12 protein-coding genes and 3 pseudogenes are annotated in these 14,949 nt (G+C 62.2%); 8 read left to right on the top strand and 7 right to left on the bottom strand.

Features of this window, described 5'->3' with window-relative positions:
- The coding region (locus DBR18_RS10975; protein ID WP_108590345.1) for a substrate binding domain-containing protein at nucleotides 1-708 on the top strand (708 nt) is incomplete at its 5' end.
- 119 nt (nucleotides 709-827) lie between these two features.
- Here the strand turns inward: DBR18_RS10975 and DBR18_RS30280 are convergent.
- The 3 genes and pseudogenes from DBR18_RS30280 to DBR18_RS10960 form a co-directional block, all read right to left on the bottom strand.
- A pseudogene (locus DBR18_RS30280) lies at nucleotides 828-1,421 on the bottom strand (methyl-accepting chemotaxis protein); the annotation flags it as partial.
- A gap of 312 nt (nucleotides 1,422-1,733) precedes the next feature.
- Nucleotides 1,734-2,510: pseudogene (locus DBR18_RS30275) on the bottom strand (cache domain-containing protein); the annotation flags it as partial.
- A 160-nt stretch (nucleotides 2,511-2,670) separates the two neighbouring features.
- On the bottom strand, nucleotides 2,671-3,990 hold the full coding sequence (locus DBR18_RS10960) for a Na+/H+ antiporter family protein (protein ID WP_108590333.1): 1,320 nt from the start codon (nucleotides 3,988-3,990) through the stop codon (nucleotides 2,671-2,673).
- A gap of 366 nt (nucleotides 3,991-4,356) precedes the next feature.
- Between DBR18_RS10960 and DBR18_RS30270 the strand changes: the two are divergent.
- Nucleotides 4,357-5,646: pseudogene (locus DBR18_RS30270) on the top strand (HAMP domain-containing protein); the annotation flags it as partial.
- A gap of 102 nt (nucleotides 5,647-5,748) precedes the next feature.
- A complete protein-coding gene (locus DBR18_RS30265; protein ID WP_371262551.1) occupies nucleotides 5,749-6,504 on the top strand; it encodes a methyl-accepting chemotaxis protein in 756 nt (251 codons plus the stop codon).
- A 125-nt stretch (nucleotides 6,505-6,629) separates the two neighbouring features.
- Here DBR18_RS30265 and DBR18_RS10945 read toward each other — a convergent pair whose 3' ends face one another.
- Genes DBR18_RS10945 through DBR18_RS10930 form a run of 4 tightly spaced genes read right to left on the bottom strand, consistent with a single transcriptional unit; the run spans nucleotide 6,630 to nucleotide 9,240 of the window.
- Nucleotides 6,630-7,943 (bottom strand): sensor histidine kinase, encoded by a 1,314-nt coding sequence (locus tag DBR18_RS10945; protein ID WP_108590331.1) that lies wholly within the window; start codon nucleotides 7,941-7,943, stop codon nucleotides 6,630-6,632.
- Nucleotides 7,940-8,608 (bottom strand): response regulator transcription factor, encoded by a 669-nt coding sequence (locus tag DBR18_RS10940; RefSeq protein WP_003223514.1) that lies wholly within the window; start codon nucleotides 8,606-8,608, stop codon nucleotides 7,940-7,942. Before DBR18_RS10940 ends, DBR18_RS10945 begins: the two co-directional genes overlap by 4 nt.
- A 3-nt stretch (nucleotides 8,609-8,611) precedes the next feature.
- Entirely contained in the window at nucleotides 8,612-8,932 is a 321-nt protein-coding gene (locus tag DBR18_RS10935; RefSeq protein ID WP_108590330.1) for a PepSY domain-containing protein, read from the bottom strand.
- Nucleotides 8,932-9,240: a PepSY domain-containing protein gene (locus DBR18_RS10930; protein ID WP_108590329.1), complete on the bottom strand. Its 309-nt coding sequence runs from the start codon at nucleotides 9,238-9,240 to the stop codon at nucleotides 8,932-8,934. Before DBR18_RS10930 ends, DBR18_RS10935 begins: the two co-directional genes overlap by 1 nt.
- A gap of 235 nt (nucleotides 9,241-9,475) precedes the next feature.
- Here DBR18_RS10930 and DBR18_RS10925 point away from each other — a divergent pair, with 235 nt between their 5' ends.
- The 5 genes from DBR18_RS10925 to codA all read left to right on the top strand — a co-directional run bounded on the left by DBR18_RS10925 (nucleotide 9,476) and on the right by codA (nucleotide 14,791).
- Complete coding sequence (locus DBR18_RS10925; protein ID WP_108590328.1) at nucleotides 9,476-10,555, top strand: patatin-like phospholipase family protein; 1,080 nt, start codon at nucleotides 9,476-9,478, stop codon at nucleotides 10,553-10,555.
- A 95-nt stretch (nucleotides 10,556-10,650) separates the two neighbouring features.
- Nucleotides 10,651-11,007 (top strand): 6-carboxytetrahydropterin synthase QueD, encoded by a 357-nt coding sequence (gene queD / locus DBR18_RS10920; RefSeq protein ID WP_007955941.1) that lies wholly within the window; start codon nucleotides 10,651-10,653, stop codon nucleotides 11,005-11,007.
- A 199-nt stretch (nucleotides 11,008-11,206) separates the two neighbouring features.
- Nucleotides 11,207-12,019 carry an alpha/beta fold hydrolase gene (locus DBR18_RS10915; protein ID WP_108590327.1) on the top strand — a complete coding sequence of 271 codons (813 nt, stop codon included), beginning with the start codon at nucleotides 11,207-11,209 and terminating at the stop codon, nucleotides 12,017-12,019.
- A 238-nt stretch (nucleotides 12,020-12,257) separates the two neighbouring features.
- Complete coding sequence (codB, locus tag DBR18_RS10910) at nucleotides 12,258-13,529, top strand: cytosine permease (RefSeq protein WP_108590326.1); 1,272 nt, start codon at nucleotides 12,258-12,260, stop codon at nucleotides 13,527-13,529.
- 14 nt (nucleotides 13,530-13,543) lie between these two features.
- Nucleotides 13,544-14,791 (top strand): cytosine deaminase, encoded by a 1,248-nt coding sequence (codA, locus tag DBR18_RS10905; RefSeq protein ID WP_108590325.1) that lies wholly within the window; start codon nucleotides 13,544-13,546, stop codon nucleotides 14,789-14,791.
- The last annotated feature ends 158 nt before the right edge of the window (nucleotides 14,792-14,949 follow it).

The following is a 14,949-nucleotide window of genomic DNA, read 5'->3' as shown; positions in this document are numbered from 1 at the left end:
GTGCTGGTGCAACTGGAGGAAGCCGAGCAGGCATTGCAGGAGCAGCAGAGCGAGCCCACCGGGCTGGTGCGGATCAACGCGCCGGTGGTGTTCGGCCAACGCCATCTGACGCCGTGGCTCGGCAAACTGTGCGCGCGCTATCCGCAGCTGCAACTGGACATCCAGCAGACCGACCATTACGTCGACCCGTTGCAGGAAGGCGCCGACCTGCTGTTCCGCATCGGCCCGCTGCACGACTCGAGCATGCAGGCGCGGATTCTGGCGCCGCACCGTTTCCAGGTCGCCGCCAGCCCGGCCTATCTCGAGCGCCACGGTACTCCGCAACACCCGCAGGATCTGGCGCAGCACCAGTGCCTGGCCTACAAAGGCGCGACCGGCCAGCAGCGCTGGTTTTTCCGCCTGGGTCAGGGTGACTGGACGCCTTACTCGGTCAAAGGCCCGATCACCGGCAACCACGCCGACACCCTCACGCAAGCGGCCGAGCAAGGCCTGGGCCTGGTGATGTTTCCGTCATGGCTGATTGGTGAGGCGGTGCGTGAAGGCACGCTGGTGCCGGTGCTGGGCGAGTATCAGGTGTCGAACAGCCTGGAGCCGCAGCAGATTGCGGTGCTGTGGCCGGGGAGCCGAAGGTTGTCGGTAAAGGTGCGGACGGTGATTGATTTTTTCGTCGAGTGCTTCGGCGAAGTGCCCTACTGGGACAGACCTTGAGACTTACACCGCCCCCGTGTAGGAGCTGCCGAAGGCTGCGATCTTTTGATCTTGCTTTAAAAGATCAAAGTCAAAAGATCGCAGCCTTCGGCAGCTCCTACACAGGTTTGTGTAAAACGTTAAATTCGGAACTGGCCTACGAGTTTGCCCAAGCGCTGGCCGAGGTCGGCCAGGCTGCGCGAGGTCTGCGCGCCCAGTTGCGTCTCGTCCGCCACGCTGTCCACCGCCACCGCGATCTGATGCACGCTGCGGTTGATCTCCTCGGCTACCGCCGTTTGTTCCTCGGCCGCGCTGGCGATCTGCGCGTTCATCGAGTTGATCGTGGCAATCAGGTCAGCCATGGCGTCCAGCGACGCCCCGGCCTGATTGGCCTGCGCCGAGGTGCCATCGCCCGCCTCGCTTGAGCGACGCATCGCCTCGACCGCCGACTGTGTGCCGGCCTGCAGGCGATCAATCATCCCTTGAATTTCCTGAGTGCTGATCTGCGTGCGGCTGGCCAGCGCGCGCACTTCGTCCGCCACCACCGCAAAGCCGCGCCCGGCCTCCCCGGCGCGGGCCGCTTCAATCGCGGCGTTGAGCGCCAGCAGGTTGGTCTGCTCGGCAATCGAGCGGATCACCCCGAGCACGCCGACAATCGACGACACGTCCTGCTGCAGGCTGTCGAGCGACACGCCGCTGCTGCGAATGTCATCCACCAGCGCATGAATCTGTTTGATGCTGCCGGCCACCACGCGCTTGGCGCTCTGGCCTTCTTCATCGGTTTGTTGCGCGGCGACCGCGGCGTTCTGCGCGCTCTTGGCGACTTCCTGGGCGGCGGCGGACATCTGGTTGATCGCCGTGGCAACCTGATCGGTCTCGTGGCGCTGACGCTCCATGGCCTGATCGGAACGCTGGGCCTGATCCGAGACCTGATTCACCAGGCCAGTCAGTTGCGTGGTCATCTCGGTGATCTGCCGCACCAGGCCGTGGATCTTGTCGACGAAGCGGTTGAACGAGCCGGCCAGTTCGCCGAGTTCATCCTGGCTGGTGATGTTCAGCCGACGGGTCAGGTCGCCCTCGCCCGCCGCGATGTCGTCGAGGTTGGCTTTCATCAGGTTCAGCGGGCGCAGAATGGTGTTGGCCAGCAGCATCCCGGCGATGGCAATCACCAGCAACACCACCACCGCCACGCCGACGATGCTGAGGATCACGCCTTCCATGCGCTCCTGCACTTGCGCCTGCACCACCGCTACTTGCGCTTCGATGCCGTCGAGATTGACCGACGTACCCACCGCCATGTCCCATTTCGCCAGGTATTCGGTGTAGCCGAGTTTTGGCACCAGCACGCTGGCGTTGCCCGGCAACGGCGAGCTGTATTGCAGATAGTGGGTGCCGTCCTTCGCCACTTTCACCAGGCCGAGGTTGACGTAGACGCCGTTCGGATCGCGGTTGTCCTTGAAGCTTTTGCCCACGCCTTCGGGGTCGTTGGCCTTGAACAGGCGCACGGTCTCGGAGTCGTAGCCGAAGAAGTAGCCGTCCTTGCCGTAGCGGATGCCCGACAGCAGCTTGATCGCCTGCGCCCGCGCCGTGTTGTCACCGGGGGCGGCTGCGTCGTACAACGGTTTGATCGTGGTCATGGCCACGGCGACGTAACTTTGCAGCGTGGCCTTGGCGTCGGCGAGCAGGCGCTCGCGGGTCTGCTCGACCTCGGTGTGCGCCTGCTGCTGGAGGATGAACAGCGTGGTCAGGCTGATGACTAGCGCAAAGAGCAGCACCGGCAGGACGGCAAGGGACAGGACTTTGGCCTTGAGACTCAAGCGCATGGGGGGCTCACTCTTTTGGTTTTATTGGCGTGGTTAAAGGCGTTAACGGCACGCGCGAGCAAAAGTTGAACCCAAAAAAAGATCGCAGCCTTCGGCAGCTCCTACACCAATCTCTGTAGGAGCTGCCGAAGGCTGCGATCTTTTGATCTTCAGCTTTTAATCAGAGGACCATCGCGGCCACCCAGCCAAACGCCAGCAACGGCAGGTTGTAGTGCAGGAAGGTCGGGACCACGGTGTCCCAGATGTGGTGATGCTGGCCATCGACGTTCAGACCCGAGGTCGGGCCCAGCGTCGAGTCGGAGGCCGGCGAGCCGGTGTCGCCCAGCGCCCCGGCAGTGCCGACGATGCACACGATGGCCATCGGGCTGAAGCCCAGCTGCACGCACAGCGGCACGAAAATCGCCGCCAGAATCGGCACGGTGGAAAACGACGAACCGATACCGATGGTCACCATCAGGCCCACCAGCAGCATCAATAGCGCACCAATCGCCTGACTGTGATCGATCCACGCCGCCGCGCTTTCGACCAGCGAACGCACTTCGCCGGTGGCCTTGAGCACTTCGGCGAACCCCGAGGCAGAGATCATGATGAAGCCGATCATCGCCATCATCTTCATGCCTTCGGTGAACAGGTCGTCGGTCTCACGCCATTTGACGATGCCCGAGGCCGAGAAGATCAGGAACCCGGCCAGCGCACCGATAATCATCGAATCGAGCAGCAACTGAATGATGAACGCGGCGGCAATCGCCAGACCGGCAATGCCAATGGTCTTCGGGTTGTAGGCGACGCTGACCTGCTCGACCTGTTCGATCTTCTCCAGATCGTAAACGCGCTTTTTCCGATAGCTGAAAAACACCGCCAGCAACAGGCCGAAGACCATGCCCAGCGCCGGAATCGCCATGGCGTGCATGACGTTGATCTGGCTGATATCGACCCCGGCCTTGCTGACATTGGCCAGCAGAATCTGGTTGAGGAAGATGTTGCCGAAACCCACCGGGAACACCATGTACGGGGTGATCAGGCCGAAGGTCATGACGCAGGCAATCAGCCGCCGATCCAGCTGCAGCTTGGTCAGTACATAGAGCAGCGGCGGCACCAGCAGCGGGATGAACGCAATGTGGATCGGCAGGATGTTCTGCGAGGCAATCGCCACCACCCACAGCAGGCCGATCAGCAGCCATTTGACGCTGCCACCGCCGCTCGAGTGCTGACGGTCGACCATCGCCAGGGCCTTGTCGGCCAGCGCATGGGCCAGACCGGACTTGGCAATCGCCACGGCGAAAGCGCCGAGCAATGCGTAGGACAACGCCACCGTCGCCCCGCCACCCAGGCCGCTGTTGAACGCCTTGAGCGTGGCGTCGATGCCCAGACCACCGGTCAGGCCACCGACCAGCGCACCGACGATCAGGGCGATCACCACGTGCACGCGGGACAGGCTGAGGATCAGCATGACGCCGACCGCAGCAATCACTGCATTCATTTCACTACCTCAAAAACACTGCGATGAAATCATCACCGCCAGACAGGATGAGTCCGCCAACGGTTAACCGGCGGATTTGCAAAGAGGGTCTTATTAGAAGGGCGCGCACTGTGCCGCAGAGTGGCGGCGGTGTCAAAGCAACCGAATGTAACAACCGATGAACACCCCCTGTAGGAGCTGCCGCAGGCTGCGATCTTTTGATTTTGATTTTTAAAAACAAGATCAAAAGATCGCAGCCTGCGGCAGCTCCCACAGGGGATTGGTTGCGTGCGGCAATCGGTCATATTGCGTTCGAACAATAAAGAAAGCCGAAACGCGGCCGCTACAGTGCAAAGTCTCAGATATTTATCGAATAAGGACGTCTCCATGTCGCTCAGACAACTTTCCATTCAATGGAAAATCACCCTGCTCGCCGGCCTTTGCCTGGCGGGCATCGTGACCCTGCTGGTGGGTCTTTCGCTGTATCGCATGGAGCACAGCTCCGAGCTGGTGAAAGCTTCGAGCATGGAGATGCTGACCGAGTCAGCCCAGGCGCGCATTGAATCGCAGGGTGAGGTGCAGGCTGCCGGGATTCGCCAGCAGTTCATGGACGCCTATCAATACGGCCACGGCTTCTCGCGGCAGGTGCTGTTTTTGCGTGAACAGGCCGAGAAGCGCTTCCTCGATGCCTTCGACCTGCGCGAAGACATGACCCGTCAGGTCAAGTCCGCGCTGCAGGCCAACCCGGAGCTGCTCGGTCTGTCGCTGGTGTTCGAAGCCAACGCGCTGGACGGCAAGGATGAACTGTTCGCCGGTCAGGCTGAACTCGGCAGCAACGACAAGGGCCGTTTTGCCCTGTACTGGTCACAGCCGACCCCGGGCAAAGTCACCTCGATGGCCCTGCCGGAAAGTGACATGACCGACACCAGCACCGGCCCCAGCGGTCAGGCGGCCAACGCCTGGTTCACCTGCCCGCGCACCACGCTCAAACCGTGCGTGATCGAACCGTACTTCTATGTGATCGACGGCCAGAACGTGTTGATGACCAGCATCGTCTTCCCGCTGATCGTCAACGGCAAAGTCATCGCCTCGCTGTCGGTGGACATCAACCTCAACAGCCTGCAGGCGATCAGCCAGGGCGCGAGCAAAAAACTCTACGATGGTCAGACCGCCGTGAGCATCATCAGCCCCACCGGCCTGCTCGCCGGTTACAGCCCGGACGCGAGCAAACTGAGCAAGCGTCTGGATGCCGTGGACACCGTCAGCGGCGCCGAACTGCTGCGTCAACTCGGCGCCAGCAGCAGCGTCAGCAGCCTGCACGGCAACGGCCAGTTGAAAGTGCTGTCGCCGTTCCAGCCGATCCCCGGCGGGCCGGCGTGGGGCGTGTTGCTCGACGTGCCGGAAAAGGTCCTGGTCAGTCGCGCCGAAGCGCTCAAGCAGCAACTGGATGCGAGCAACAACTCGGGCACATTGATCGAACTGAGCCTCGGCGTGCTGGCGGCACTGATCGGCCTGCTGCTGGTATGGCTGATGGCGCGCAGTGTGACCAAGCCGATTCTTGGCGTGGCGCACATGCTTGAAGACATCGCCAGTGGCGAGGGCGATCTGACCCGCCGTCTGGCCTACGACAAGCAGGATGAACTCGGTCAACTGGCTGGCTGGTTCAACAAGTTCCTCGACAAGCTGCAGCCGATCATCGCCGAAGTGAAACGCTCGGTGCAGGACGCACGCAACACCGCCGACCAGTCCTCGGCCATCGCTACCCAGACCAGCGCCGGCATGGAGCAGCAATACCGTCAGGTCGATCAGGTCGCCACTGCCTCCCACGAAATGAGCGCCACCGCGCAGGACGTTGCACGCAGCGCCGCGCAAGCCGCCGAAGCCGCGAAGGACGCCGATCGCGCCACCCGCCAGGGCCTGACCGTGATCGACCGCACCACTGCGAGCATCGACACCCTGGCCGCCGACATGAGCGCGGCGATGGTGCAGGTCGAAGGCCTGGCCGCCAACAGCGAGAAGATCGGCACCGTGCTGGAAACCATCCGCGCTATCGCCGAACAGACCAATCTGCTGGCGCTCAACGCGGCGATCGAAGCAGCGCGTGCCGGTGAAGCCGGGCGCGGTTTTGCAGTGGTCGCCGACGAAGTGCGCAACCTCGCCCGCCGCACGCAGGAGTCGGTGGAAGAAACCCGTCAGGTCATCGAGCAACTGCAAACCGGCACCCAGGATGTGGTCGGGTCGATGGGCAACAGCCATCGTCAGGCCCAGGGCAGTGTCGAGCAGGTCGGGCAAGCGGTGACCGCACTGCGCCAGATCGGCGATGCAGTGACGGTGATCAGCGACATGAACCTGCAGATCGCCAGCGCGGCGGAAGAACAGAGCGCGGTGGCCGAGGAGATCAACAACAACGTGGCGACCATTCGCGACGTGACCGAATCGCTGTCCGGACAGGCCAATGAGTCGGCGCGGGTGAGCCAGTCGCTGAACAGCCTGGCGAATCAGCAGCAGAGTCTGATGGATCAGTTCCGGGTCTGACGGCATTACCCCTCCCCTGTAGGAGCTGCCGAAGGCTGCGATCTTTTGATCCTGGTTTTTAAAAAATCAAAGTCAAAAGATCGCAGCCTTCGGCAGCTCCTACAGGGGATTGTGGGGATACGGGATCAGCGTTTTGGGAGTTCGATCACGACCTTCAAACCGCCCCACTCGCTCTCGCCCAGCACCAGCACCCCGCCCCACGTCTCGACGATATCGCGCACGATCCCCAGCCCCAGACCATGCCCGTCAGTCTGCTCGTCAAGTCGCGTGCCACGGCTGAACACCTGGGTGCGTTGCTCTTCAGGAATTCCCGGGCCGTCATCTTCAACGCTCAGGGCGAAGCCGTCCGTTCGCTCGATCACACTCAGGCGCACTTCGGCGTCCGCCCATTTGCAGGCGTTGTCCAGCAGGTTGCCGAGCAGCTCCAGCAAGTCTTCGCGGTCCCACGGCAATTGCAGCCCCGGTCGCGCGACGTAACTGAGTGCCAGATGCTCGCCGTGGATCATGTTCAGCGTCGCCAGCAGCCCCGGCAGTTCCGCGTCACAGTCGAACAGCGCACCGGGCAGCGCATCGCCGGACAAGCGGGCGCGATTGAGTTCGCGATTGAGCCGCTGTTGCACCTGTTCCAGTTGCTCCTTGAGGATTCGGCGCAGCTCGGGGTGAGCATCGAGTTTTTCGCTCGACGCCAGACTCAGCAGCACCGCCAGCGGGGTTTTCAAGGCATGCCCCAGATTGCCCAGCGCATTGCGCGAGCGTTTGAGGCTGTCTTCGGTGTGCGCCAGCAAATGGTTGATCTGCGCCACCAGCGGCTCCAGTTCCACCGGCACCTGAGCGTCCAGTTGCGAGCGCTGGCCCTGCTGCAACTGGGCGATCTGCTCGCGCGCCCGTTCCAGCGGCTTCAACGCACGGCGTACCGTCAGCCGTTGCAGCAGCAGAATCAGCAGCAATCCGGCCAGGCCCAAACCGAGGCCGATCTGACGCATGCGCTGGAAACTCTCGCGCACCGGGGTGTAATCCTGGGCGACACTGATCGAGATCGATTGCCCCAGCCGTCGATAGTCCGAGCGCAATACCAGCAACTGCTGACCGTCCGGCCCCAGTTGCAGGTTGCTGTGCAAACCGGGGTGTTCCAGCAGCGGCAGATCCTGATCCCACAGCGAACGCGAGCGCCAGTGGCTGTCGGCAAAATCGATACGGAAGTAATGCCCGGAAAACGGCCGTTGATAGGCCGGCGACAGGTGCCGCTCATCCAGCTGCAAACCTTGCGGGCCGCGCACCAGCGCCACCAGCAGGCTTTCACTGTCGTTGCGCAGACCGGCCTCGAGGTAACGCTGCAAACCGACTTCAAACAGCCACAGACTGGTTTGCGCCAGCACCAGGCCGACGATCACCATCACGCTGATCAACCCCAGGCTCAAGCGGCGCTGGATCGACCTCACGAAGCTTGTCCGCCGAACAGGTAACCCTGGCCGCGACGGGTTTCGATCACGGCTTTGCCGAGCTTGCGCCGCAGGTGATTGACGTGGACTTCGAGGACGTTGGAATCACGCTCGGTCTCGCCGTCGTAGAGGTGCTCGGCGAGGTGGGTTTTCGACAGGATCTGTTCCGGGTGCAGCATGAAATAGCGCAGCAGGCGGAATTCGGCGGCGGTCAGCTGAATCTCGCTGCCGTCGCGAATCACGCACTGGCGCCCCTCATCCAGGTGCAGGCCGGCAGCCTTGAGCGTCGGCTGGTTGGCCTGGCCCTTGGAGCGGCGCAGCAACGACTGCACCCGCAGGTGCAGCTCTTCGGGATGGAACGGTTTGGTCAGGTAATCGTCGGCGCCGGCCTTCAGGCCTTCGATGCGCTCGGCCCAGGAATCGCGGGCGGTGAGGATCAGCACCGGGGTCGACAGGCCACCGGCGCGCCATTGCGCCAGCACCTCCAGCCCCGGAACACCGGGCAGGCCGAGGTCGAGAATGATCAGGTCATAGGGTTCGCTGCTGCCCTGATAGACCGCATCGCGGCCGTCCGCCAGCCAGTCCACCGCGTAGCCTTGGCGCTGCAGACCGGCGATCAGTTCGTCGGCCAGCGGCACGTGGTCTTCCACCAGAAGCAAACGCATCGTTCAGTCTTCCTTGTCTTTGAGCAGTTCGCCGCTGTCGGCCTTCAGGTGCAGCTCCCGCGCCACGCCCTCGACCGTCAGCAGTTCGACTTCGTAAACATAGATGTCGTGCTTTTCTTCCAGCTCGACCTCCAGCAGTTTGGCGCCGGGGTAACGATCCATTGCCTTTTGCAGCACCTGCTCCAATGGCAGGATCACCCCCTGCTGACGCAGGCGCAGCGCTTCATCGGGGCCAAGATCGCGGGCGGCCACCACCGAGCAGAATGCCAATAGCACCAGGGCCAGTCGGCTGCCGGTGCGTGGCTGTAACAAATACGGCTTCATTAAGTATCCTGATGATCCTTGAGCACTTGCCCGCTGACCGCGTCCAGTTCCAGATCCCACTCCAGCCCTTGCGGATCACGCATTTCGACCTGGTAGACGTACTTGCCGTACTGCTCTTCCAGCTCGGTATCGGTGATGGTCGAGCCCGGATGTCTGGCCAGCGCCGTGGCGTTGAGCTTCTCGAAGGAGACGATAGTACCAGCGTCGCGCAGGCGCAGGGCTTCATCGGGGCCAAGATCGCGAGCGTGGGCGAGGCTGGCGGTCAGGCCGATGATCGAGGCAATGGACAGGGCAGTCAGGGTTTTCATGGGTGTCTCCGTATTTTTATGTGCTGCTATGGAGGGCACCTTAGCGGGAGCAACTTAACTGAAACTGAATTGCCATCATTGCCCCAGACCAACACATTTCCCCTGTAGGAGCTGCCGCAGGCTGCGATCTTTTGATCTTGCCTTTAAAAATCAAAAGATCGCAGCCTGCGGCAGCTCCTACAGTGTTTTGCAACATGTGCTTATAATTGTTCGCTTGCTAACGATCGAGACCGGTATGACCGCCATCCACATCAAGTTCCCCGCCCTCACCCTCAAGGCCGGCCCTCGGGCCATGGCACGCATTCGTGCCCAGGGCCTGAACGCCGCTGACGTCGGCACCTTGCCCGGTGCCGCCGGTGGGCCCAAGGCATTGGGGATTCAAGGGCTGGATCTGGCGTTGTTCGGCGAATGGCTGCCGAGTGCACCGCGTGAGCGCTCGCTGATCGGTGCGTCAGTCGGTTCCTGGCGCTTCGCCAGTGCTTGCCTGCCGGACGCCGCTGAGGGCATCCGACGCCTCGGCCAGCTCTACGCCGAGCAGAACTTCAACAAAGGCGTGACCATGGCCGAGATCAGCGCGAGCTCGCAGCGCATGCTCAACGACCTGCTCGACGGCCGCGACGCCAGCATCCTCAGCAACGCCGATTACCGTCTGAACATCATGGTGGTGAAAAGCCACGGGCGTCTGGCCGATGACCATCGCGGCCGCCTCGGTCTGGCGCTGGGTTCGGTGATCGCCGATAACCTGCGCGGTCGCGCGCGCCTGTCGCGACACTTCGAACGGCTGATCATTCATGACCCGCGCCTCGCCCCGCCGGTGAATGCATTGAATGACTTCCCGTCGCGCTTCGTCGCCCTCAATGCGGGGAACCTGCGCCAAGCGCTGCTGGCCTCGGGTTCGATCCCGATGGTCATGGAAGGCGTGCGCGACCTGCCGGGCGCCGGGGCCGGCACGTTCCGCGATGGCGGGCTGCTCGACTATCACCTCGACCTGCCCTACAGCGGCGACGGCATCGTGCTTTATCCGCACTTCACCGATCGGGTGATCCCCGGCTGGTTCGACAAGACCCTGCCGTGGCGCCGCGCCTCGGTGGAGCGTTTGCAGGACGTGCTGTTGCTTGCGCCTTCGAAGGAATATCTGGCGCGCCTGTCCTACGGCAAACTCCCCGACCGTAACGACTTCAAGCGCTTCATGGGTGATGCGCCAAGCCGGCAGAAATACTGGCACGCGGCGATGGACGAAAGCCGCCGCCTCGGCGACGAGTTTCTCGAACTGACCGCCAACGGTCGCCTCGCCGAGCGCTTGCTGACCCTTTAGTCAGTGTTTTCCCGCATCGCCAAACACAAGCTGGTAAACTCGCCGCCTGCCCGAATCGCTGCGGCGAACGCCACCTGAACAGAGCCGAAAATACTGTGGAAATCTTCAAGGAATTTACATTCGAATCCGCCCACCGCCTGCCGCACGTACCGGACGGTCACAAGTGCGGACGCCTGCACGGTCACTCGTTCAAGGTGGCGATTCACCTGAGCGGCGACCTCGATCCGCACACCGGCTGGATCCGCGATTTCTCCGAAATCAAGGCGATCTTCAAGCCGCTGTACGAGCGTCTGGACCACAACTACCTGAACGACATTCCCGGCCTGGAAAACCCGACCAGCGAAGTGCTGGCCAAATTCATCTGGAATGAATTGAAGCCGCTGCTGCCGGAGCTCAGCGCGATCCGCATTCACGAAACCTGCACCAGCGGTTGCATCTATCGCGGCGAATGATCCAAACAAATCCCTGTGTAGGAGCTGCCGCAGGCTGCGTTCTTTTGATCTTGTTTTTTTTAAGATCAAGATCAAAAGAACGCAGCCTGCGGCAGCTCCTACAGGGGATCGTGTTTTAGCAGGAAAATAGAGAACAGCCTTCACGGCTGTTTTTTTATGCCTATGCTTTTTGGCTCAAACCCGCCAAGAGGACAGGCCGATGACGGACTGGCTGCTGGATCAGGTCTTCGAGTTCAACGGGCACCCGGTGCGCCACGCTGTGCGCGGTGACGGCCCGCCGCTGGTGTTCGTGCATGGCACGCCGTTTTCGTCTTACGTGTGGCACCGCATCGCGCCGTATTTCTTCGCCAGCCACCGGGTGCATTATTTCGACCTGCTGGGTTACGGGCGCTCCGCACAACCGGATGCCGATGTTTCCCTCGGCGTGCAGAATCAACTGCTCGCGCAGTTGCTCGATCACTGGAATATCCAGCGCCCGGACGTGGTCGCCCACGACTTCGGCGGTGCCACCGCGTTGCGCGCGCACTTGCTCGATGACCGGGATTACCGCAGCCTCACGCTGATCGATCCGGTGGCGCTGACGCCCTGGGGGTCGCCGTTCGTGCAGCACGTGCGCCAACATGAAGCGGCGTTCAGCGGCCTGCCGGATTACATTCAGCGCGCCATCGTCCCGACCTACATTCGCGGGGCGATTCACCGCGACATCCCCGATGCTGAGCTCGCGCCCTACGTGCAACCGTGGCTCGGTGATCCGGGGCAAGCGGCGTTCTATCGGCAGATCGCGCAGATGGACGAACGCTACACCCGCGAGGCCGAAGCGCTGTACCCGACCATCCGCTGCCCGGTGCAGATTCTCTGGGGCGAAGCCGATCAGTGGATTCCCATCGAGCGCGGCCGGGCGTTGCACAAGATGATACCCGGCGCGCAATTTCACCCAATCGCCAACGCCGGCCACCTCGTCCAGGAAGACGCCCCGGAAGCGATCGTTGCCGCCCTGCTGCGCTTCCTCTGACCCACAAAAATCCCCCTGTAGGAGCTGCCGCAGGCTGCGATCTTTTGATTTTGATTTTAAAAAACAAGATCAAAAGATCGCAGCCTTCGGCAGCTCCTACATGGGGCTTGGGTACATTCAGATGCACCGCTTTCGGGCCATGACTGACAACTCGTCTATACATAACCCGCGCCAATCAGCATTTGGCACGACCACTGCAACTCACCCCGCGTCCTCCCCTTTCAGCAAGGAACGCCCCATGACGCAGAACGATCCCGGCAACGATTACCCCCTCAGCGAAGTCCCGATGCATGCACGCAAAGGCCTGGCCTCGACTGCCATGGTGCTGCTGGGTTTCACCTTTTTCACCGCCACCATGTTTGCCGGCGGCAAGCTCGGGGTGGCGTTCAGTTTTGCCGAGATGCTCGCGGTGCTCATCGTCGGCAATCTGCTGCTCGGGTTGTACGCGGCAGGTCTGGGTTATATCGCCTTCAAGAGCGGCCTTAATTCCGTGCTGATGGGGCGTTTCTGTTTTGGTGAAGTCGGCAGCAAGCTCAGCGACCTGATCCTCGGTTTCACCCAGATCGGCTGGTACGCCTGGGGCACCGCGACGGCGGCGGTGGTGCTGGGCAAATACTTCGAACTGGAGCAAGGTACCGTGCTCGGCCTGATGGTGCTGTTCGGCCTGGTGTTCTGCGCCACGGCGTATGTCGGTTATCGTGGCCTGGAGATTCTGTCGTACATCGCAGTGCCGGCGATGATGTTGCTGCTGATGCTGTCGATGTGGGTCGCGACCGTGAAAGTCGGTGGCCTCGATGGTTTGCTCAGCGTGGTGCCGACGGGTTCGCTGGACTGGTCGACCGCCATCACTCTGGTGTTCGGCACCTTTGTCAGCGGCGCAACCCAGGCCACCAACTGGACCCGTTTCTCGCGTTCGGCGCGGGTGGCGGTGCTCGCCAGCCTGATCGGATTTTTCATTGGCAACGGCCTGATGGTGCTGATCGGTGCCTACGGCGCCATCGTCTATCAGCAGCCCGACGTGGTTGAAGTGTTGCTGCTGCAAGGTTTCGCCATGGCCGCGATGGCGATGCTGTTGCTGAACATCTGGAGCACCCAGGACAACACCATCTACAACTTCGCCGTCGCCGGTTGCAACCTGCTGCGCACCGGCCGGCGCAAGTCCGTGACCCTGGCCGGCGCGGTGATCGGCACCCTGCTCGCCCTGCTGGGCATGTATGACATGCTGGTGCCGTACCTGATTCTGCTGGGCACGGTGATTCCGCCGATTGGCGGGGTGATCATGGCCGACTTTTTCTTCCGCTGGCGCGGGCGCTATCCGCGTCTGGCCGACGCACGGCTGCCGGCGTTCAACTGGCCGGGGCTGGGGGCTTACGCGGTCGGCACGCTCGCCGCGTTCCACTCGCCCTGGGTCGCGCCGCTGGTAGGAATTGCCGCCGCCGCGCTAACGTATGTCATCGTCACCGGCCTGCTCGGCGCCCGTCGCTCCAGCGCGCCACTACCAGACCTATAAGAAGGATTCGCCTGATGCACATCATCAACGCCCGACTGCGCAACCAGGAAGGTTTGCACGAATTGCACCTGGAGGACGGCCTGATCCGCAGCATCGGCCGCCAGACCGAAGCCCCGAGCCTCAATCCTGGCGACCTCGACGCCGGCGGCAATCTGGTGGTGCCGCCCTTCGTCGAGCCGCACATTCACCTCGACGCCACGCTGACCGCTGGCGAGCCGCGTTGGAACATGAGCGGCACGCTGTTCGAGGGCATCGAGTGCTGGGGCGAGCGCAAGGTCACCATCACCGAAGAAGACACCAAAACCCGCGCCAGGAAGACCATCCAGGCCCTGGCCGCCCACGGCATCCAGCACGTGCGCACCCACGTCGACGTCACCGATCCGCAGCTCACCGCGCTGAAGGCGATGCTCGAAGTGCGCGAAGAAACCCGGCACCTGATCGACCTGCAAATCGTCGCGTTCCCGCAGGAAGGCATCGAGTCGTTCCGCAACGGTCGCGAGCTGATGGAAGAAGCGATTCGCATGGGCGCCGACGTGGTTGGCGGCATTCCGCATTTCGAGTACACCCGTGATCAGGGCGTCAGTTCAGTGAAATTTCTGATGGACTTGGCCGAACGCACCGGCTGCCTGGTTGACGTGCATTGCGACGAGACCGACGACCCGCACTCGCGCTTTCTCGAAGTGCTTGCCGAAGAAGCGCGCAGCCGCGACATGGGCGCGCGGGTCACCGCCAGCCACACCACGGCGATGGGTTCTTACGACAATGCCTACTGCGCCAAACTGTTCCGCCTGCTCGGGCACTCCGGCATCAGTTTCGTCTCGTGCCCGACCGAAAGCATTCACTTGCAGGGGCGCTTCGACAATTTCCCGAAACGCCGTGGTGTGACCCGCGTCAACGAGCTGCTGGAGGCCGGGATGAACGTGTGTTTCGGCCAGGATTCGATCGTCGATCCGTGGTACCCGCTGGGCAACGGCAACATCCTGCGCGTGCTCGAAGCCGGGTTGCACATCTGCCACATGCTCGGCTATCGCAACCTGCAGAACGCGCTGGATCTGGTCACCGACAACAGCGCCAAGGCCATGCACCTGGGCGAACGCTATGGGCTGGAACAGGGGCGCCCGGCGAACCTGCTGATTCTATCGGCGGACAGCGATTACGAAGTGATCCGCAGCCAGGGCTTGCCGCTGTATTCGATTCGCGGCGGCAAGGTGTTGATGAAGCGGCAGATGCCGGTGGTGGAGTTCAGCCACCCTCTGAACTGACCGCCATCCCCTGTAGGAGCTGCCGCAGGCTGCGATCTTTTGATCTTGTTTTTAAAGATCAAGGTCAAAAGATCGCAGCCTGCGGTGTAGTGGTTCAGTTTTTTTAAACCACTCCGTAGGAGTATTAGGCCGCCTGCTGCTCAAATAGCGCAGGCGGC

The organism is Pseudomonas sp. HMWF021 (assembly GCF_003061005.1).
GTDB lineage: Bacteria > Pseudomonadota > Gammaproteobacteria > Pseudomonadales > Pseudomonadaceae > Aquipseudomonas.
This window is presented reverse-complemented; position numbering and strand designations above follow the sequence as displayed.